Origin of the sequence: Desulfocurvibacter africanus subsp. africanus DSM 2603, assembly GCF_000422545.1 — a bacterium.
GTDB classification, from domain to species: Bacteria; Desulfobacterota; Desulfovibrionia; order Desulfovibrionales; family Desulfovibrionaceae; genus Desulfocurvibacter; species Desulfocurvibacter africanus.
On record NZ_AULZ01000019.1, the window covers coordinates 1 to 19,879 of the forward strand.

Consider the following 19,879-nt stretch of genomic DNA (forward strand, 5'->3'; position numbering starts at 1 on the left):
TTTTCGATGCTGAAGTCGACCAGGTGCTTGGTCTGACGCCTGATGAGCATTTGCTGTATCTGCTGGCCTTTGGCCCTGTACGCAAATGAGCATGCACTCCTGCTCCGGTTCCTGAGAGATACTGGCTATTCGTGGCTCTCGCCTCAGCGCTGGTAATGCTGCTTTCTCCATTGCCCACAGACCTCGGCCGGAAGGGCATGATCTTCCTGGCAATGACCGTGGCTCCTAGAGCATTTTGCTTTTGAAAATGCTCTGCAAGCCATGCGTCGGCATGGCTTGCCGCCGCATAGGCGTAGGCGCAATTCACTTGCGCCGTCAACGCCGGAGCGGGCGTCTTAAAAGCGATCTGCTCTAAGAAAGATTATCCGCTATCCAGCGACTATTGTTCCCCATGTCCTCCTCGATGGACAAAAAAAGCCCGCCGGTTTCCCTGCGGGCTTACTAAATTTCTTTAACCTTGGCGGAAGCATATAGGAGTCGAGCCTACCGACGACCTTTCGACCGTCCACCGGATTTGAAGTCCGCTTTAGTTTGTATCACCTAGAATCACGATTCCCCATGTCTGCCTTGCAATGCCAACGGTTTATGGTTATTCTGCCTTCACAAAAGGTCACGAAAAATCCTCCTCTTTCACCAAAAAAGTGGGGACAGAGTGGGGACAGGGTTTAGTGACCTGTCAGAATGAGGGCAGCACATGGCTAGTTGGGTATGCTCGAAGAAGTTCAAAGGGGTTCGCTGGCGACTTCATCCCACACGCAAGCATGGTGTGCAGCCCGACCGGTATTTCACCCTCCGCTTTCAAACAGGAGGGGAGCGCCGTGAAGAGGGGCTGGGATGGGCCTCCGAGGGCTGGACGGAGAGCAAGGCCGGGCTTGAGCTTGAGCGACTGAAAGAAGCAGCCAAGAGGGGCGAAGGCCCTGTGCGACTTGCCGAGAAGCGCAACGAAGCCGAGGCCAAGCGACAAGCGGAGCGCCGGGCCGGTATTACCCTCGAATCCTTCTGGACTGACGACTACCTCCACGCGCTAAAGGCCAGGGTCAAGCCCTGCTCCTGGGTTCGGGAAGAAGATCAGTACCGCGTGTGGTTCCGGCCCACGCTTGGCAACCTGCCCTTGCGTGAGATTCAGGACACAGACTTGGAGCGCGTCCAGAATCATATGCGAGCTGAAGGGCGTAGCCCTCGGACCATTCAATATGTCTTGGGCACCTTCCGCCGCATTTGGAAGCACGCGGCTCGTAGGCGCATCGTCAACCCTCTCGACAATCCTGTGGCCCGCCTCGACATGCCCAAGGTGGAGAACACCCGCCTTCGCGTGCTGACGCCATCTGAGTTGCAAGCGATCCTGGCGGAAATCGAACTCAGGGACCGACACGCCTTCGACGTGACTATGTTCTGCGCCTTCACAGGTTGCCGAGCCTCCGAGGCGTTCACCCTCAAGTGGGAGCACGTTGACCTTGGGCGGGAGACAGCCCTTTTCGTGGAGACTAAGAACCGTGATGCCCGCGAAGTATTTCTGTCGCCGGAACTGGTGGACATGCTCCAAAGGCGCGGTCCGGGAGCCCATGGCGGCTATGTCTTCACGCAAGCAAGCGGCGCGCCGTGGGAGAAGCCTCCTCATACCTTCGTGGCAACGGTCAAGCGGCTTGGGCTGAACAAGGACCGCTCGCCCAGGGAGAAGCTGACATTCCATAGTTTGAGGCACACGGCTGCCACATTTGCAGCCCGACGTGGGACTCCAGTTAAAGACCTGCAGTGCTTGTTTGGCTGGAAGACTCCGGCCATGGTCTTCCGCTACGCCAAGGGCTCCGAGGACGTGCAGCGCCGGGCCATGCAGGGGCTTGCCCAGGCCCTCAAAGCCGAATCGGGTAAAGAAATATCGATCAATCCTAGTAAAAACAGTCTAGAGGCTGTTATGAGCCGTGGGTAGTGCATATAAAGTGATCATGATCCACCGTAAGCCCTACCCCACGGACGTAAGCGACGAGGAATGGTCCTTCGTCGCACCTTATCTTTCCCTTTTGCCTGAGGCTTCCGGCCAACGCCGGCATGACCTGCGCCAAGTTTTCAACGCTCTGCGCTGGATTGTTCGTGCCGGCGCTCCCGGGCGCATGCTGCCCCACGACTTTCCGCCTTGGGAGGCCGTCTACCAGCAGACGCAGTGTTGGCTCGCCGCCGAATGCTTCGAGGCTATGGCCCATGATCTGCGAGAGATTTTTAGGCTTTCCTCCGGACGCAAGGCGCATCCAAGCGCCGTCATCCTGGACAGCCGCACGCTTCGCTCCAGTCCCGAGAGTGGAGCCAGGGCTGGATATGACGGGGCAAAGCGCAAGAAAGGCTCCAAGGTTCACATCGCCGTGGACACATTTGGTCATCTTCTGGCCACGCATGTCACTCCCGCAACCGCGCAAGGCCGGGCGCAAGTGGGCGTGCTTGCTGCCGAAGTCCAGGACATAACGGGGGAGAGCGTCGAACTCGCCTTTGTCGACCAAGGCTATACGGGAGGTGCGGCCGCCGAGGCCGCAACCGAACACGGCATCCGCCTTGAGGTCGTAAAGCTTGCCACTGCCAAGCGCGGTTTTGTGCTCCAGCCCAGGCGTTGGGTGGTCGAGCGCTGCTTTGCCTGGGCGACCCGCTTTCGCCGCTTGGTCCGAGATTACGAACGCTTGCCGCAAACGGTGGCCGGGCTTAACTTCGTTGCCTTTGCCTGCCTTATGCTGGGCAAGGTCGCTACGCTGTTCGCGGCGGTTCATAACAGCCTCTACGGAAACATCAAAGACCAGGCTGTCACCAAATTATCCGTGGGGTACCAAGCGGGATAAGGTCAACAAATGGTTTAAGTTTTTCCAAATATTTTGGTTTACCGTTGGGTTTACTGGGTAGAAAGCTGCTGAGGGTAGATGACTGATGCGAATCCTCATCTGCGGGGACGTGCATGGCAGTTGGCCTCTCCTGAATAACCTTCTCCTTGAGAAAAGGCCTGACCTGGTGCTCCAGTGCGGTGATTTTGGCTACTTCCCGCACCTCGAAGTCCCAGTGATCAGTCCGGGCTATATCCCGGAATCAAGGCTTGAGCAGCGCTACGACCCAGATGGTCGCATAGCAAACGTGATCGACGGAAGGCGCGTGCCGATTCACTGGGCGGAGGGAAACCACGAGGATCACCATGCACTTAGAGCTCGCAGGGAGAAGGGGGATTTCGAAGTGGCTCCGGGGGTAATCTGGCAACCACGCGGTTCGACCCTCACTCTCCAGGATGGACGGATTGTTCTCTTCATGGGCGGGGCCAGGTCGGTGGATTGGAAGCTTCGCAAGCCAGGGGAAGACTGGTTTCCCGAGGAGATCCTAACAGAAGAGGACGTGGACCAACTGCCCGAGCGGGTTGATATCGTCATCAGTCACACAGCGCCCAGTGAGTTCTGTGTATATCGTTCCACTGAGCGTCGGGCCAAGGAACTTGGCTGGGACTTAAGCCCGGACCCCTCAAGAGCGATTCTCTCTCGCGTTTTGCGGCAGTGTCGACCACGACTCTGGTTCTGCGGACATTTCCATCAGTTTCTCCAAGGAGAGCATCTTGGTTGCAGATGGACCGTTCTCCCCGAAGCCCCGAAGGATGGCTGGTGGATCTGGCTTCCAGACGCTTGCAGGGGACATTGGGATGGAGAGGGGGAGAGTTGATGCGGATCATGGTCTGCGGCGATGTGCATGGAGGCTGGAGCTGGCTCAATGTGCTCATGAATCGCAAGCGGCCGGACATGATTCTTCAGTGCGGCGACTTCGGGTATTATCCGCGCGAGGAGAAGATGGTACGTAACTATGCACGCCGGATGGTCGCAATGCGGACATATGATCCCAGGGGGCGCATCAAGAACGCTCCAGGCGGCAGGCTCGTGCCGATCCATTGGACAGAGGGTAACCACGAGGATTACTTCTGCCTGCATGAGCGCAAGAGCAGGGGGGATTTCGAGGTCGCTCCCGGGGTCTACTGGCAGCCGCGGGGCTCAACCCTTAAGCTGCCGGATGGGCGTCTGGTTCTCTTCATGGGCGGAGCCAAGAGCACGGATTGGAAGCTGAATGAGCCCGGTGTGGACTGGTTTGCAGATGAGATCCTCACCGAGGAAGACCTGAGAGGCTTGCCTGACAGGGCAGACATCGTCATCAGCCACACGGTTCCTCTCGAGTTCAAGGTACCTAACTGGGGAGGAATGACATCAGAAGCGCTCGAAAAGCAGTGGGGCTGGGACATGAGTCCGGACCCATCGAGGCCGCTTCTCTCCCGGGTCCTTGCGCATTGCAGGCCGAGTCTCTGGTACGCAGCCCACTGGCACACCTTTATCCAAGGGGAGGTTGGCGGGTGCAAGTGGACCGTGCTCAACATGGCGCCAAATCCCAATTGGTGGACGTGGCTTCCAGAGGTAACGGCGAAATGAGTAGTCCAGTTCAGGGCCAAGGTGGGGTAAGGCTGGATGCTATTTAAAGAACACTGCGCTCGCACGAAAGCTGCTCTCGGCTCGGATTGGGCTGAGTTGCACCGTTGGCTTGACCAGTACGCAGACGAATACTGCGGCTGGCATCGCATCATTTTGCACCATGCGCAGGGCATTGAACTTGCCGTGGAGATATTTGGTGAGCGCGCCAGGGAGGCGGTCCGGATGCATGTTATGGATGATTTCGAAGGGCGGATTCCGAAGGGCTTCAAGGACATGCCTTGGCCAAGCCAGCCCCATCTGAGGCGGGAGATCGAAACACGCCTTCAGGATGTCTTCGGCTTCAAGTACGGCCTGCCTCTGGTGAACCATGCTCCGTCTTGCAGAAACGAGGAATCAAGAAAGGAAAAGGCACGCAAGAAGGATCCGGAGAACGAGCCATGCTACGAAATGCGAGATGGTCAGCGGGTGCTGATCCTTCCCAAATACTCGGTGGATGACAAGTGATCCTCTTCTGCGGTGATCCGCACGGGCAATTTGCGTCGTGCCTGTCCAGGGCTGAGCAGGCAAGGCCGGAGCACATCGTGCTTCTGGGGGATCAGACGCCGCATAGGCCTCTCAAGATCATCCTGGGTGACTGGTGGCAAAGGACGTGGTTCATCCTTGGCAATCATGACACCGATGCCCCGGAGTACCTCGTCTGCCACAGAGGAGACATGTGGGAGCACAATCTGCATGCCCACGTACAGGTCCTGGGCGGCCTGCGGGTGGCAGGACTTGGCGGTGTCTTCCGAGAGCGTGTCTGGTATCCTGGGAAGGCCCCACGCTTCAGGACCAGGGCCCAGATGCGCGAGCATGTCCGGCCGGTTCAGCGGTTTCTTGATGACGTGCCGCTTACGCACTGGAGTACGATTTTTCCAGAGGATATCGAGGCGCTCAGAGAACAAAAGGCAGATATCCTCGTAACCCATGAGGCCCCAGAGTCCCATCCGTATGGATTTTCTGCCATTGGTGACCTGGCTAGAAGCATGGGTGTTGAGCATCTGATCCACGGCCATCACCACGAGGAGAACTACACCGTTTGGATCAAGGGCGGAATCTCCGTGTGGGGTGTAAACGTGAATGATACGCTCCTTTGGCCAGGGAACCTGATGTCAGGTGAAGCAGTCTGATCCCGCGGAGTCAGCAGCGTAAGCGGACGTTGGAGATCGAGATGATCCTCTTTCTCGATATCGATGGAGTGCTCAACTCAGTTGAGAGCATTGAACGCGCACGCCGCGAAGGCCGAGATGATGATTTCCTTCTGGCCGGGGCCAGATTTCCTGGTGCTGGTCTGCCTGATCCGAAATGCGTTGCCAATCTGAATACACTTTTGCAGCATTTACCTGAGGATTGTGAGATCGTGCTCATCTCGGACTGGAGATGTCTCTATAAACTTGAGCAGATCAATGCGCTTTTCGAGTATATTGGGATTGGTAGAAACGTCTCCTGGATGGCGCCTCCTGGTCCAAAGGCAAAGATTCTTCGCAGCATTCTTTCAGAACATGTTCGCGAGCTTGGGTATATCATTTTGGATAACGAGGAGCTTGGTCTTGAATGTCAGATTCAGACTGATGAGCGATTTGGCCTATCTGAAGGGAATGCTCATGCAGCCATTCGGATAGCAATGAAGAGTGGGCGTGGAGAGCTGTCATGATCAAGGGCAATATCTTGTAATTTCCTGGCAGTGAGTAATATGCTTGAAGCCTATCACCAGAAGCGATGTTTGGAACTGCTCGGACAGGGATTTGCCGAGGTCCACTCCTGGCTGGATCGTTTTTACCCTGCCTATGATGGCCCGTCCCCTGAGTCTGGTCATGTTCGTGGCCGCGCCTGATTCATCTAGAAAGACAAATCGCCGTGGATCAATGACCTTCTGCATGATCCGCCACTTGTGGCGAGCGGACGTGATGTCATCTCTTTCCTGCTCGTCGGCTCGCAGTGTTTTTTTACATCTGTATCCAAGCCGACGCAGGGCTCTGTGGATGGTCGAGATGTGAACATCACGGGAAAGAGCCGCCTTGATCTCTTCCAATGTCATGTCCGGCCGCTTTTTCACCAACTCATCAAGCCGCTCCATCTTCTCTGCGCTCAAGGCGAGCGGCCGATGCCCACGAGGCATTGGCGCAGTCTGTCCTGACCTGCTTTGGAGAGCCCAGCGGTAAATAGACCGCTCTCCGACTCCAAGCACCCTGGCTATCGTCCTTGGGTGCTCGCCAGCCTCAAGCGCTGCCAACGCTCGCCGCCTGATTTCTTCTGATGCGATTGCCATGAGAGCCAACTAACACTCGTCGGCTCAAATGCAAGCTGCTCTAGTAGGGAGGGTGTTTGCAATGCAGTACATTTTGGGCTGACTAGGTCCAAATGCAGTACATTTGGGTTGGCTATGCCCAAATGCAGTACATTTTGGGAGGCTGGCTAGGTCCAAATGCAGTACATTACGATAAAGCCACATGCTGTGCTCCGCTGAGGCCTCGCGCAGCATCCCCGTTCGTTGTAGCCCCGGTCGACGAAGGCAAACTCAATGCTTTGACCGGCTATATCCATGATTTCTGCTGGAAGCGCGCCAATGTGAGACCGGACCTGCTCGGTTGCCGGGGGATGTTGGCGGTCAGGAGGTGGGCAATGGTATCCATGGTTTTATGCAGTCAGACGGCCAAGAAGGAAACACCAGGGAGCATTCCTTTGTAGATTTTTATCGGGATGTAACGCCTCCAAACAGGCGTTACATCCCCACTATCCCGAAGGGATGTAACGTAGGGAGTAAGCAATTTACACGAATCATTTCGAAGTTGAGTAGCCCTCTTCTGGACTGATCTGCCCGGCTCTTGTCGGATCAGTATCTTAACAGCGCTGGGAGATGTCGGCGTCGTCCATCAGTCCTTGTCCTTCCTGCTGAGGGCCTCGGTCACGCGCGGGGCGACCTTCTCCAGGCTGCGTCCGGCCACGTAGCCGCCCAGGCCGATCTGCAGAAGCGTCCAGGCCTGCGGGGCCAGGCGGTTGGGCAGCCAGTCCACAGAATCCAGGACCACCAGTGCCAGGAAGACGAGCATGGTCACGGGCCGCCAGTTGCGCTGCAACCAGCCGTTGCCCTGGGCCTCGGCCGCGATGGCCCTGGCCTGGGCCTCCATGAGCCTGGTCTCGTACCCGAGCATGCGCTCGGAGAGCTGCACCTCCAGCCGGAGAATGGCGGCCTGGGCCTCCAGGCGTTCCTTGTCGGAGGTGAACTTGTCGATAATCCTGCTGATGGGCGTAATGAGTTCCGTGAGAAATCCGATAATGCTCATGGGCCATCTCATGGTTTGACGAACAGGATGCCCTGCCCCGCCCGGTCACGGTTGCGGCAGTCAACGTGGAGCCAGCCCACGCCGTCCTCGACGCAGGTGATGTGCCCAAAGGCCTCAAGCTCGGGATGTGCGCGGATGTCGGCGCGTATCTCGGCGGCCGTGGCCTGCACCGGCACTAGGTCCAGGGCGCGGCCGAAACGGTGCTGCGACAGGAGCGCGCCGACACCGCAGCCCTGCGGCCGATAGCCGCGAAACTGGTGCTGACCGCCGAAGAACCAAGTGTTGCAGACGAGCTTGCCGTAACGCTGCCGCAGGCGGTCGGCGGTGATCAGGATGCGGTCGTCGAGGAATAAGGCGCAGCGGTCAAGCCGCTTGACCAATTCAAGCTCGCGGTAGATGGATTCGGGAAGCAGTTCGGGCCATGTGAAGTGTGTTGGAATGTAGGACATGTGCGCTCCTTGGTGGAAAGGAGATAGCTGGAGCGCAGGAAGATGGGGATGGTGGGGGGGACCTCAATTCGCCGGAGGTCTCAACTTTCGATTGGCACTAAAAAGGGGAGGTTTACACGCCTACCTGCATGCTTTCGAGGCGGGAAGTGAGGCCCGCTAGGGCACAGGAGAATGACTTGGTTACTACAATTCCTGCCATCCCCATTCCAGCCTGGACGGCAGGACTCCCGTCGAAGTATAGGCAAAAGCCACAAGGTCTGGATCGGAAAAACTCCGGGCACGGAGCCGTCCCGCTGGCGGCGTGAACCGTAACCCGGCTACAATTTGTTTCCGCCGCCGACCTGTCCGGCCACCGTGACCATCTCTCCTCGGTAAGCCTGGGCTGTGCGTAAATGTTTATGGATATCGCTGACTGGGCCGGTGATAGTGCCGGCCAGTAGGACCAAGATGGACGGCAAACCGACGCAACCCGTGAGTCAAAGTCTGAAACTGGCATTATTCATGTCCGGACTTTGCCGAAGAGGCGCTTGTCGAACAAGCGGTGCCCGACGATGCTATGGCGCGCGCAGAAGAAGTAGCTGCGGCAAGATTCGCCAGCAGAGTCGTCTGGTTCTCTCGAGAGGCCTATTGATGAATCAGGAATGGAAGAATATTTCTGACTTTGAAAATGTTCTGAGAGCACTTGTTCTTGATACCTACCATACCAACTCCCGTAGAAACTTCAGCTCCAGACCGTGCTTTCTGTCGAAGAGGTTAAAGTTTAAATGATCCTAGTAACAAAGCTGCTAGTTCTTAGACATTACACTCGCATGGGTTTGTCCTGTCTTAGTGCGGTTAATCTGATTTGTAGCGTGCCGGTTGTTCACCTGCTAGCGGTTGCGCATCAATTTTAACCAACCCCCAAAGCTCCATATCTGAGGGCATCGATCAGTTAAGTCTTATTCGCGCGAGAGTGAACCGACCCTAAAAACATCATATTAAACCCAGTCTGGCTCGTTAATTGGCACCCATGCAGGGGTCCCGGAACCCAAATCATAGCTTAGAATTAGCTTTAAAGGCAATATTGAAGGAAATATGGAGTCTTGAGGGAACCCAAAGAGCTTAAGTGAACCGACAAATTAAATATGAGAATAGAGTAGCCACTCTTATCATTGGTAAGAGCAACTTATCCGAATTGGCCCTGAGCGCTTACAAGCATAAAGCAAATATGATCACGCTTGAGTATGAAGGCGGCTGGATATGCTACCCGTGTACGCGGTTGTGCCGGATCGGTCCGCATGCGCAAGGTCAGGATCACCTGGATTAAGAGCTACGACCCTGCATGCGGGTGCGCTATGTGATTTGCCATATTATCAGGTGTCTCGTTCGAAATCACTGAGGGGAGAGACTCCCTTCAGAGTTCTTAAGCAGGGGCAAAACTTATCTGGGATGAGGGTCTCCCGCATCGTAGGTTTGCCCTACGGCTTTCACGCTGGGTCCTAGAAGCGTCTTTCGATGATTCTCATGCTCGAATGCCGTGCTCATGAAGTCGATCTCTTCCCGGCGCACGCCAAGTTTACTTGCCTGGTCCTTCCAGCTGCGCACGGCGCAGCCCACCTGATGAGCGATTTCGCCCGCCCGCTTGGGGTCGAGCCCGAATTCTTCAGCCACGCTCAAGGCCAGATCGAGGGATGCCGTGCCATCGTCCAGATCGATGAAGGTCTGCAGCACCCTCGGCTTCCTGGAAGCAGGGGTGGGCTCCAGGTCGTAGACCGGCGAAAGCCTCCAGCCCTCCGGGCCAGCATGGAGGAAGCCATGGTTGCGCAGGTGGTCGTCCACATTCGAGACCATGATGTTGAACACGATCCTGCGCCATAGCTCCTGAACGTCGGCGACACGCTGCGCGCCATATCGCTGCAGGCTCTCTGCGATTTCCAGGTAGCTGCGCTGCTCACCGTCGGTTGCCTCAAGCATGCTCATGGCCGACAGGAAAGGGATGCGCACGCCTCCTCCATCGCGGTCGAAGCGCTCAAGCAGGAGCACGCTCTTGCCTGCCACCTTTTCCAGGCGGAAGTTCGGCACATTGAGCCCTGCCTCGCGTGCCATGGTCAGGGCGAGGTACTCCCACAGTTCGACGTCCCATTCGTCCTGAGCATCGGGGAACTTGGCGATGTAGAGCCTTCCGTCATTGCCCATGACTGACGCCTTGGGCCTGGCCCCTCCCAGAGAGGAGCCTGGGGCAAAGAGGTCCCTCAGGTCTTCATCGGTCTCCCGGTTGGCCAGGATTCGCTCGGATGCGGCGAGCAGACGCCCCAGGTGGATGAACGGGGGGATGGACTGCAGCCCTCCCGGCGCGAGAAACTCGCCCCCTTGCGATCCCGAGAACCGGAGTGCTCCCTGTCTGCTCACGTCACTCACCAAGAGCAGGAAGTCAGCCTCCAGCAGTGTCCGCTCGGTCCGGTTTTCCAAGGTGGCCTCGCGGCGTTCTTTTCGCCGCATGAGGGCCCGACCCCAGCGGTCCGGAGCCGAATCGCCCATGAAGCCGAACAGGACGCGCCCGGCCGGGGTGTGGAACTGGCCTTCACCGATCTTCAGGGCTGGTTCGAGCGCGAAGCGAAGCGGCGATGCGAGCCAGCTTGGCGCGTACTCGAAGGATGCTAGCTCAGTGCCCTTGGATACATGGATCCAAAGCCGCCCCACGAAGTGGGGAGTGCCCTGCAGGTCCATGTGGACGAGCAATTCCCTATTCATGGCGGTCCTCCTTCCGCCTTGGGAGGCGGACCCGCTTGGGCAGGCGCTCCTCTTCAAGCCTGAGGCCGATCTCGTCGTTGCGAGCGTCGGCCAAGTCGCCCAGGGGCGTGCCGAGCCCCAGTGCGAAGAGCACGGCCGCGTAGTTGCCCATGCTTACGCTTGCGTCGCCCTTCTCGATCTTGGCCAAGGTCTGGCGCGTGATGTCCGCCCGCTCGGCCACGACTGCCATGGGCAGGCGTCGGCGCAGCCGGGCGTCGCGCATGTCCTGGCCCAGCTTGCGCAGCGAGCGGAGCACGGATATGGATGGCCTTGGGGCTTTGGGCATAATGTTATCTACATCTGACGAAATAATATCTTCCGTAAATGATAATTAACTTAATGGTGCGTTAAGTCAAGGTTCACGTTAGGGAGAGGCTATGCAGGCGGGGTCGGGCATGCTTTGCGCAGCCAGAGCCCCGGAATGGGCCTCAGGCGTTATTACGGGCGTGGGCTGTCCTGGTCCTCAGCCGGAGCGAATCGAAGCTTGATGGTTTCATCCGGCTTCTCAAAGGCGTTGCGGGACGCAAGTATCGCCTTGGCCCTCTCCAGGTCTTCCATGTCGATGGATGCGACGAATTCCTGCAGGCGGGACATGGCGGCAATGAAGGCTGATGGATCGCCGTGATTGGTCAGGAGCTTCAGGCTTGAGACATACTCGTTTCGGAACACGCTCGGGACGAAGATGCGCTTTTGCCCGGCCGAGACGAGTTCCGAGTTCAGCATGGCCCGAGCCACGCGTCCGTTGCCGTCGATAAAGGGATGGACCTCCGCGACGAGAAACATCATGAAGGCCGCGCGGGCGAAGGGGTGCGACAGCGACTTGTACATGTCGAAGCCCTGGCGCAGGGTCCCCCGCACGAGTTCCGGCGCGACAAATACCGTGCTCCCGGCGCGATTGGCCTTCTCTTTGAACTCACCCGGCCGCATGTCGGGTCGTGCTTCCATGATGGCTAGGTGCCTGCGCCTGAGTATGGCCAGGAGATCTGAAAGCGACTGCGGCGTCTGGCTCATCTCAGCAAGATCGCCGACCACGCGGAAGGTCCCGAGGATGTCATGGGCATCCTGGTGTCTGGACTCGGGAATCCGCCCCTCGAAGACGATCCGCTGGGCATCGCCTACCTCCCATTCCGTGCCTTCGATGAAGTTCGAGAAGTAGGCGTCGAGAAAGGCGACGTTCTGGAAGGCCTCCCGCCTGTCCTGATCGTCGGGCCAGAGGGGAAGGGCTCGGCTGTCCAGGGCGCTGCGCAATGCATCAAGGATGGGCAGGCGGGTAGGATCGTAGGGCTCGCCCCTGGCCCTGGCTCTACTTCGCCCTGCAGGAGTCGTCCCCGAAGCAGGCGACATTCGGCAAGCGCAAGCTCGGCTTCATCGTGGTCGACACCGCCGGCAGGCGCATCAGCTTCGCGCGGGCCAGCCTGCGCTTCTGGCTCTTCATTCTGTCGGGCCTGTCCCTTGGCCTGCTGGCCTTGCTGTGCACGCTCAATCGCGACTGCATCTGCGTCCATGACAGGCTGTCCGGGACGCGGGTCGTGTTGAAATAGGCACGCCGCACCCTCAAGGGCCGCGCCGCGCCACTTCCGTGCCCGGAGAAATGGACAACCATGGGCTCATCCTCCAGCAAGTATTCCAACATCATCACTGTACGGGGACTCCGCTAACGGAGAGGTCGCGTTCCTTTAGCCAGCAGTAGAGCACCGGCACGAGCAGCGTTGAGAGCAGCACGAGGATCATGCCCCCGAAGGAAGGCACGGCCATGGGCACGAGGATGTCCGCGCCCCGGCCGCTGGAGGTGAGCACCGGCAGCAGCGCCAGGATTGTCGTGGCCGTGGTCAGCATGCACGGACGGATGCGCCGCATGCCGGCCTCCAGGGCCCTCTGGCGGGCCTCGGCCACATCCCGCGGCGGGCGGGACGCGAATGAGTCTTCCAGATAAGTGGCCATGACGACGCCATCATCCGTGGCGATGCCGAACAGGGCCAGGAAGCCCACCCAGATTGCCAGGCTCAGATGGATGGGATGGATCCGGAACAGCTCCCGCATGGATGCACCGAAGAGCGAGAAGTCCAGGAACCACGGTTGCCCGTAGAGCCAGAGCAGGATGAAGCCGCCGCTCCAGGCCAGGGCCACGCCGGTGAAGACGAGCATGGCCGAGGCCGGCGATTTGAACTTGAAATAGAGCACCAGGAAGATGAGGGCCAGGGTCACGGGCAGGATGAGGGCCATGCGCTTCTGGGAGCGCTCGTGGTTCTCGTGGCTGCCGGTGAGGCTGAAGCTGACTCCCTCGGGCAGCTCCAGCGGGCCGGAGCCGCGCAGGTCTTTCAGCAGGCGCTGAGCCTCCCGCGCGGCGTCCACCTCGGTATGGCCCCGCGCGTTGTCGAAGAGCACGTAGCCCACGAGGAATGTGTTCTCAGTCTTGATCTCCGCGGGACCCGGCGCGTAGCGGAAATGGACCATTTGCCCCAGCGGGGCTTCAAGCCCGCTCGGATCAGAGACGAGGATGGACTCCATAGCCGGGAAATCGTCGCGCAGCTCGCGCATGTAGCGCACGCGCACGGGATAGCGCTCCCGCCCCTCCACCGTGGTGGTCATGGCCTTGCCGCCGATGGCCGTCTCGATGACGTCCTGTACCGCTTGCAGGTCGAAGCCGTACTGGGCCACGGCTTGGCGGTTGATCTCGATCTCCAGGTATGGCTTGGCCAGGATACGGTCGGCCACGACGCTGGGGGGGTCGATGGCCCGCGCCTCGCGCAGGAGTGCCTCCACGCGGCTCGCGGCCTTCTGGATGGAGGGAATGTCCGGACCCCTGACCTTGACCGCCAGGGCCGCGCGGATGCCGCTCTGGAGCATGACCAGCCGGGCGGAGATGGGCTGCAGGCTGGAGGCTCCCGTGGTGCCGGGAATCGCGGCGGCGCGGCTGATGGCCGCCCATATGTCCTCAGTGGTCCGGATGCCGGGCCATGCCGCGCGGCCGGGGTTGAGCGCCGGGTCAAGCGCTGGGCGCCAGACACGGAACGGCGCTCCGCCGGGGTCCGGGATGAGCCCGCCTTGGGCATCGCGCGGGTATGTCCCCCGGACATAGTAGCCCGCTCCGTCTCCCGCTGGCACCGGCACGCCCCGCATGTCGAGCGCAAGGCCCGTCTCGCCAGGAAGATGGCGGAACGTTTGGCGCTCGCCGCGCCCGTCGAGCAGGTATTCCGGGTGATAGGCGATCATGGTCTCGATCATGGACAGCGGGGCTGGGTCCATGGGCGATTCGGCCCGGCCCAGCTTGCCCACTACCGAAGAAACCTCGGGAATGGCCGAGATGGCTTGGTCCTGGACGCGGATGATGGACAGGACTTCGCCGATGGCGGCATGCGGCATGGTCGAAGGCATGAACAGGAAGGAGCCCTCGTCCAGGGCGGGCATGAACTCCTGACCAAGCCCCGGGAAATTCCTGGCCAGCGCGGCCATGGGCGCCGAGTGTCGCACGAGGGCGGGCATCCAGCCGAAGACCCTTTCCGCCCCAAGCCAGGCGGTGCATCCAAGCAGGATCAGGCTCGCGGGCAGCGCCAGGAAGGCCCGCTTGTGCTCCAGGCACCAGGCCAGGATGCGCGGGTAGGCCCTCTGGTACAGTCCAAAGAGGAGCAGCCAGCCGCCCAGGAGCGTGCCGGACATGAACAGGTTCAGGAGGAGCCCCTTGCCCGGCCCCAGGGGCAGCCAATGCCGGGTGGCCAGCACCCAGGCCGTCACGACCACCAGGAACGTCGCAAGCAGACGGACGGCCCGGGCCGGCAGCCTGCCGCGCCAGCGCTCGGGCAGACGGTGCTCGGCGGTCTTGGCCAGGCCAAGGCCGAGCAGCGGCAGCCCCAGGAGCGGATGGACCGTGAACGTGAGCACCAGGCCCGCATAGATGAGCAGCTCGTAGGCCAGGAGCAGCTTCCTGTCCGGCTTGCCGGATCTCGGGAGCAGCAGGTGCGCTAATACCGGGACGAGCGTCAGGGCCACGACCAGCGCACCCATGAGGGTGAAGGTCTTGGTGAATGCCAGGGGCCGGAACAGCTTGCCCTCGGCGTCGGTCAAGGCGAAGACCGGCAGGAAGCTGATGACCGTGGTGCCCAGGGCCGCGACGATGGCGCCGGAAACCTCCCGGCAGGCCTCGTACACCGTGCGCAAGGCGCCCTGGACTGGGTTCCGCTCCATCCGCCGCAGCACGTTCTCGGTCAGGATGATGGCCAGGTCGTCCAGGACGCCGATGGATATGACGATGCCGGCCAGGGCCACGATGTTGGCGTCCACTCCGGTGAGCTTCATGGCGGTGAAGCACAGGAGCACGGCCATGGGCAGCACGATGGCGATGATGAGCGACACCCCGAGATGCCCGATGCTGACCATGACCACGAGGATCGTGATGAGCACCTCGTCGGCCAGGGCGGAGCTGAGCGTGCCCAGGGTCTCCTGGATGAGCCCCGAGCGGTCGTAGAAAGGCACGATGCGCACCTGGCTGCGCGTGCCGTCCGCCAGTATCTTGCCCGGAAGGCCGGGCGAGATCTCCTCGATGGTCTGCTTGAGCCGCGCGATGACCTCCATGGGGTTGGCGCCATGGCGCACGGCAACCACGCCGCCGACGGCCTCGCGGCCGTCCCGATCCAGTGCGCCAGCACGCTGGGCAGGGCCGAGGCTCACGCTGGCGACATGGTGCAGGAAGATCGGCGTGTTCTGCCGCGTGGCCACCACGGACAAGCGCAGGTCATCCAGGCTCTTGATGAAGCCCAGCCCGCGCACGAGGTACTCGACGCTGTTGACCTCGATGGTGCGCGCGCCCACGTCGGTGTTCGCGCGCCGCACGGCCCGGGCCACGTCCTCCAGGGTCAGGCCGTAGGCCCGCAGGAGGTTCGGATCCACGTCCACCTGGTACTCCCTGGCGAAGCCACCCACGGAGGCCACTTCGGCCACGCCTTCCGTGGACAGCAAGGCGTAGCGCACGTGCCAGTCCTGCAAGGCGCGCAGCTCCTGCGGGTCCCAGCCTCCCGTGAAACGGCCCTGGGCATCCACGCCTTCCAGGGTGTACCAGAATACCTGGCCGAGGCCCGTGGCGTCGGGGCCGAGCCGCGGCTTGACCCCCTCGGGCAGGAGGCCGTCAGGGAGACTACTCAGCTTCTCAAGGATGCGCGAGCGGGTCCAGTAGAAGTCCAGGCCGTCCTGGAAGATCACGTAGATGCTGGAGAAGCCGAAGGCCGAGCTGGCGCGGATCGTCTTAACGCCCGGCAAGCCCAGCAGGGACGCCGTCAGGGGATAGGTGACCTGATCCTCCATGTCTTGCGGCGAGCGGCCCGGCCACTCCGTGAACACGATCTGCTGGTTTTCGCCAATGTCCGGTATGGCGTCCACGGGTACGGGAGCGCGATGCAGGAAGGGCAGGCCCGGGTCGAAGGGTGAGACGACCAGGCCGGCGCAGACCACGAGCGCCGTGGCGATGAGCACGGCAAGCCTGCGCTCCAGGCAGAACAGGATGAGCCTGTCCAGGAGCGTCCGTGGGCGTGGCCGGGGCTGATCAGGTATATCGCTCATGGTTCCTGCCTGGCTCGGCCTCAGGAGCGGCCCACTTTGGGAAAGGTTGGGAATTGCCATCCGGAGGGATCATCCGGCGGCATGGCGTCCTGCTCCTGATGCTCCCAGCCTGGGGTCGGCGCATCGGTGGCTCCATCCGGCCCAGGCGTCACGTTCAGGCCGATGGGGGACGGGGCTGGCAGGGAATCGTCTGGCGCAGCGGAGGGCGCGCCCATGTCCTGCCCTTGGGGAACGGCTTGAGCCTCGTTTGATAGGAGCTCGATGCCGGTTTCCTTCAGGGCGGGCGCGGCATCCAGCTTGATGGGTGACGTCGGCGGGAGCGCATCCGTGTGTTCCGGCGGCATGTCCAGGCCGTTCAGATCGTCAAGGCCGGGGCGCGCGCCGGACGGATTGGAACCGGGTTCATCGGAACAGGCAGGGTCGGGCTCGATTCCATCGCTATACGGCAGGCCATGGGCATCCGGGCCTGGCTCGACATGCGGCTCGTCCGGCTCCCGTGCCGGCTCGTCGAGGATGCCCCGCAGCGGGTCGGTGTAATGCTCCAGGTTTGCCGGCTCAGCGGGCATCCCCTCGGGGTTGAGCATGCTCGGCTTGCCTCGCAATTGGAGCTCGCTGTCCAGCTTGAAGGCGCCATGGACCACGACCAGCTCGCCCTCGGCGAGCCCGGACTTGACCACGTAGTAATCGGCCGTGCGCGGGCCGAGCGTGACCAGCCGGCCCTCGTAGGAGCCCGGCTCCTGCCTGGAGGCTACATAGACCACGGCGCGTTTGCCGGTGACGAGCGGCGCGCTGGCAGGGATGACCAGGGGCGCCTTTTCCGGCGCTGTGTCCTCGCGGGCTGGGCGGCCCTCCTCGTCCAGCCTGGCCTTGGCCACGGCGCGCACGAGCATGCTCGGCCGGAGTTTGTTGCGCTTGTCGAAGTAGACCACGCCTACCTCGAAGGTCCTGGTCTGGGGATCGAAGACCGGCGACAGTTGCACGATCTTGCCCTGGAAAACTTCGCCTGGCCGCGCCTCGGTGGTGAACTCTACTTCCTGGCCCGTGCGCAGCCACATGTAGTCGGACTCGAAGGCCCGCAGCCTGGCCCAGACGAAGTGCGGATCGGCGATGGTCATGAGCGGCGTGCCCGTGTTCACGTAGCGGCCCTGATAGGCGTTGTTCTCCACGAGCACTCCGCCCACCGTGGAGGTCAGGGTCGGGATGCGCACCGGAATGATGCCCACGGGACGCTCCAGGCGCAGGATCTCGTTAATGTCTTCGTCGTAGAGGCCCCAACTGCGCAGGCGGAAACGGATGGCTGCGAAGCGGCGCTGGAGCTCGCGCATCCCGTGCGAACCGCTCCCGGTGATATCCTGCGTCGGCGCGACCACGCCGGCTGCCTCGGGCTCAAGAGGCTGGGCCGAAGGTCGTGGCGCGGCCTGCTGGCGGTCGTGGCCCATGCGTCCCGGCCAGCCCTGCAAGGCCGGGTGCCGGTTGTCCTCCATGGCCCGCCCGAGCTTCTCGGATGCGGACCCGCCGAGCTGGCCCGCAATATAGGTGGGTATCCGGCCGGCTATGTCGAGCAGCTCCAGCTCCAGGCCGTATATCTCCGAGGAGTAGAAATCGAAGAGCTTCTGGTTGGGGCGGATGAAATCGCCCGTGCGGCGCACGTAGACCTTGTCGATGACCCCGTTGGTGAAGGCGTCCAGACGCGTGAAGTAGCCGGGGTCATACTCGATGCTGCCGAACAGGCACACCTCGGCCGAGATGAACCTGCGCTCCACCGGGGCCACCTGGACCGCGGCGACCCTGAGCGCCTCGGGCGGCAGGTTGATGCGCGCGGGCGCGCCCCGTGTCCCGGCGTCATCCTCCAGGCGCATGAGCTGCATGCCGCACACGGGGCAGGCGCCGGGCGCAGGCAGGGGCGGCACGTCGTTCATGGGGCAGATGTAGAACACGGGCCGGGCCTCGGGACCGGGCTCTTGCGCTCCTCCCGCGTGAGCGCCGTCACGCCCTTGGCCGCAACCGGCCAGGCCGGCGCAGGTGAGCAGGAGTGCGCACAGGAGGGCCGCGCGAGCCAGAGCATTTTGCACACGACCTGAGAGAAGGCACTGTCGTCCCTCAGACTCTCTCCCGGCGGAGGACCTTGTCAGGATAAGGGTCCCCAGCACACCCATTTCATATGCTAGAGCATTTTGCTTTTGAGAATGCTCTGCAAGCCATGCGTCGGCATGGCTTGCCGCCGCGTAGGCGCACTTCACTTGCGCCGCGGGCACCGGAGCGGGCGTCTTAAAAGCAATCTGCTCTAAATGCTTTAAAGACGAGTGGATGGGCGCGGCTGACGATCTCATTGTGGTGTGTCCGGTGTCTGGGATTCGCATCAATACCCCCGCAGCCGGAAGCTGGAGAAGAGCAGTGGGTACAGGGTCAGCGCGGCGAAGCCGAGATGGCCGGCCAGGGAGGTCTTGACCAGGCTCCGCTGCAGGCTCGGCGTCAGCTCCCGGAGCGAGGGCGCGCTGCCGTACCGTTCGACCGCGCCCACGCCGGCCCCGGCGATGGAGCCAGTCAGGAGCAGGATGTACATGGGATAGCCCACGAAGCCGTAGTCGCGCTGCAGGAGGCAGAACGGACAGTGGTGCGTGGGCAGTTCGTAGTAGTGGACCGAGACGAAGGAGATGACGGCCACCAGGGACCAGACCAGCAGCCAAAGGCTCAGGCAGGAGAAGAAGCCGGCGCTCCGATTCGTCCTCAGGACGCGCAGGCCCGCGCGCGCCAGGAGCAGCGTGCTCGTGTAGAAGACCGTCTGCGTGAAGGCCGACGGGAGGCCGGCCATGGCCCCGGCCACGCTGGGCGAGCCTTCGCTGAACAGCGCGCCGCAGCAGGAGGTGATAAGGTCCGGCCGCATCTTCCGGAAAAAGCCGAGCTGGAGCGCGGCCTCCATGAGCACGAACAGGGTTATGGGCAGGAGCAGCGTGTACTTGATGCGGATGAGCGGGTAGTCGGGTGCCTGGTTGTCCGCGTGGTTCAGGATGAGCCAGACCCCGCAGAGCAGCGAGTTGGCCAGCTTGAGGATGAGCGCCGGGTAGCCGTAGTCGTTGACGTTAAAAGTTCCGGCCGCGCACATGGCGCCACTGAAGAGCACGTGCAGGTCCTCTCCGGCGTGGGCGAGCAGCAGCAGGGACATGAGCTCGAAGGCCATGACCACGGATACGGCCAGGGACACAAGATACGTCCTGCGTTCCAGGGCGAGTTGCGCAGGGCTGCCGCTGCTCGGGTCCCAGCGGCGGATAATTTCGAGCCCCACGGCCGAGGAGAGGAGCATGGTCAGGCTCAGCAGCGCCGACCCGACGAGTAGCGCGAGAACGGCCGGGGTGAGCAGCAT

At 61.4% G+C, this 19,879-nt stretch carries 16 protein-coding genes, 1 tRNA gene and 1 pseudogene; 8 read left to right on the forward strand and 10 right to left on the reverse strand.

The window, feature by feature from the left end:
• Positions 1-458: 458 nt before the first annotated feature.
• Positions 459-556 (reverse strand) — tRNA-OTHER (locus H585_RS23280).
• A 138-nt stretch (positions 557-694) separates the two neighbouring features.
• Here H585_RS23280 and H585_RS0113395 point away from each other — a divergent pair.
• The 7 genes and pseudogenes from H585_RS0113395 (at position 695) to H585_RS0113425 (ending at position 6,120) form a co-directional block, all read left to right on the forward strand.
• A complete protein-coding gene (locus H585_RS0113395) occupies positions 695-1,927 on the forward strand; it encodes a tyrosine-type recombinase/integrase (protein ID WP_027368188.1) in 1,233 nt (410 codons plus the stop codon).
• A 16-nt stretch (positions 1,928-1,943) separates the two neighbouring features.
• A pseudogene (locus H585_RS21455) lies at positions 1,944-2,735 on the forward strand (IS5 family transposase); the annotation flags it as partial.
• Between the two features lie 169 nt (positions 2,736-2,904).
• Positions 2,905-3,675 (forward strand): metallophosphoesterase family protein, encoded by a 771-nt coding sequence (locus H585_RS23950; RefSeq protein ID WP_027368189.1) that lies wholly within the window; start codon positions 2,905-2,907, stop codon positions 3,673-3,675.
• Positions 3,675-4,427 (forward strand): metallophosphoesterase family protein, encoded by a 753-nt coding sequence (locus H585_RS0113410; protein WP_027368190.1) that lies wholly within the window; start codon positions 3,675-3,677, stop codon positions 4,425-4,427. The genes H585_RS23950 and H585_RS0113410 overlap by 1 nt, the downstream gene beginning before the upstream one ends.
• A 36-nt stretch (positions 4,428-4,463) precedes the next feature.
• Positions 4,464-4,931, forward strand: a complete 468-nt coding sequence (locus H585_RS21460; RefSeq protein ID WP_034628044.1) for a DUF6915 family protein — start codon at positions 4,464-4,466, stop codon at positions 4,929-4,931.
• Positions 4,928-5,596: a metallophosphoesterase family protein gene (locus tag H585_RS21465; protein WP_034628047.1), complete on the forward strand. Its 669-nt coding sequence runs from the start codon at positions 4,928-4,930 to the stop codon at positions 5,594-5,596. The genes H585_RS21460 and H585_RS21465 overlap by 4 nt, the downstream gene beginning before the upstream one ends.
• 41 nt (positions 5,597-5,637) lie before the next feature.
• A complete protein-coding gene (locus H585_RS0113425; RefSeq protein ID WP_027368191.1) occupies positions 5,638-6,120 on the forward strand; it encodes an HAD domain-containing protein in 483 nt (160 codons plus the stop codon).
• Here H585_RS0113425 and H585_RS21470 read toward each other — a convergent pair whose 3' ends face one another.
• The 6 genes from H585_RS21470 to H585_RS21485 form a co-directional block, all read right to left on the reverse strand.
• Positions 6,121-6,735 carry an IS630 transposase-related protein gene (locus tag H585_RS21470; RefSeq protein ID WP_244432555.1) on the reverse strand — a complete coding sequence of 205 codons (615 nt, stop codon included), beginning with the start codon at positions 6,733-6,735 and terminating at the stop codon, positions 6,121-6,123.
• A gap of 604 nt (positions 6,736-7,339) precedes the next feature.
• Entirely contained in the window at positions 7,340-7,750 is a 411-nt protein-coding gene (locus H585_RS0113435) for a 3TM-type holin (protein WP_027368193.1), read from the reverse strand.
• Between the two features lie 8 nt (positions 7,751-7,758).
• A complete protein-coding gene (locus H585_RS21475) occupies positions 7,759-8,199 on the reverse strand; it encodes a hypothetical protein (RefSeq protein ID WP_027368194.1) in 441 nt (146 codons plus the stop codon).
• Between the two features lie 1,419 nt (positions 8,200-9,618).
• A complete protein-coding gene (locus tag H585_RS21480; RefSeq protein ID WP_051183124.1) occupies positions 9,619-10,929 on the reverse strand; it encodes a type II toxin-antitoxin system HipA family toxin in 1,311 nt (436 codons plus the stop codon).
• Positions 10,922-11,254, reverse strand: coding sequence for a helix-turn-helix domain-containing protein (locus H585_RS0113450; protein WP_027368195.1), 333 nt, complete (start codon positions 11,252-11,254; stop codon positions 10,922-10,924). Before H585_RS0113450 ends, H585_RS21480 begins: the two co-directional genes overlap by 8 nt.
• Before the next feature lie 152 nt (positions 11,255-11,406).
• Positions 11,407-12,312, reverse strand: a complete 906-nt coding sequence (locus H585_RS21485) for a Fic family protein (RefSeq protein WP_081678663.1) — start codon at positions 12,310-12,312, stop codon at positions 11,407-11,409.
• On the opposite strand from H585_RS21485, the gene H585_RS22595 reads away from it, so the two are divergent.
• Positions 12,282-12,509, forward strand: coding sequence for an RDD family protein (locus H585_RS22595; RefSeq protein ID WP_244432556.1), 228 nt, complete (start codon positions 12,282-12,284; stop codon positions 12,507-12,509). The two genes, H585_RS21485 and H585_RS22595, sit on opposite strands and share 31 nt — an antisense overlap.
• Before the next feature lie 94 nt (positions 12,510-12,603).
• On the opposite strand, the gene H585_RS0113465 is transcribed toward H585_RS22595, so the two are convergent.
• From H585_RS0113465 to H585_RS0113475, 3 genes are all read right to left on the reverse strand, one after another.
• Entirely contained in the window at positions 12,604-16,518 is a 3,915-nt protein-coding gene (locus H585_RS0113465; protein ID WP_034628051.1) for an efflux RND transporter permease subunit, read from the reverse strand.
• Between the two features lie 20 nt (positions 16,519-16,538).
• Positions 16,539-18,590 (reverse strand): efflux RND transporter periplasmic adaptor subunit, encoded by a 2,052-nt coding sequence (locus tag H585_RS22190; protein ID WP_027368197.1) that lies wholly within the window; start codon positions 18,588-18,590, stop codon positions 16,539-16,541.
• A 287-nt stretch (positions 18,591-18,877) separates the two neighbouring features.
• Positions 18,878-19,879, reverse strand: coding sequence for a hypothetical protein (locus H585_RS0113475; RefSeq protein ID WP_027368198.1), 1,002 nt, complete (start codon positions 19,877-19,879; stop codon positions 18,878-18,880).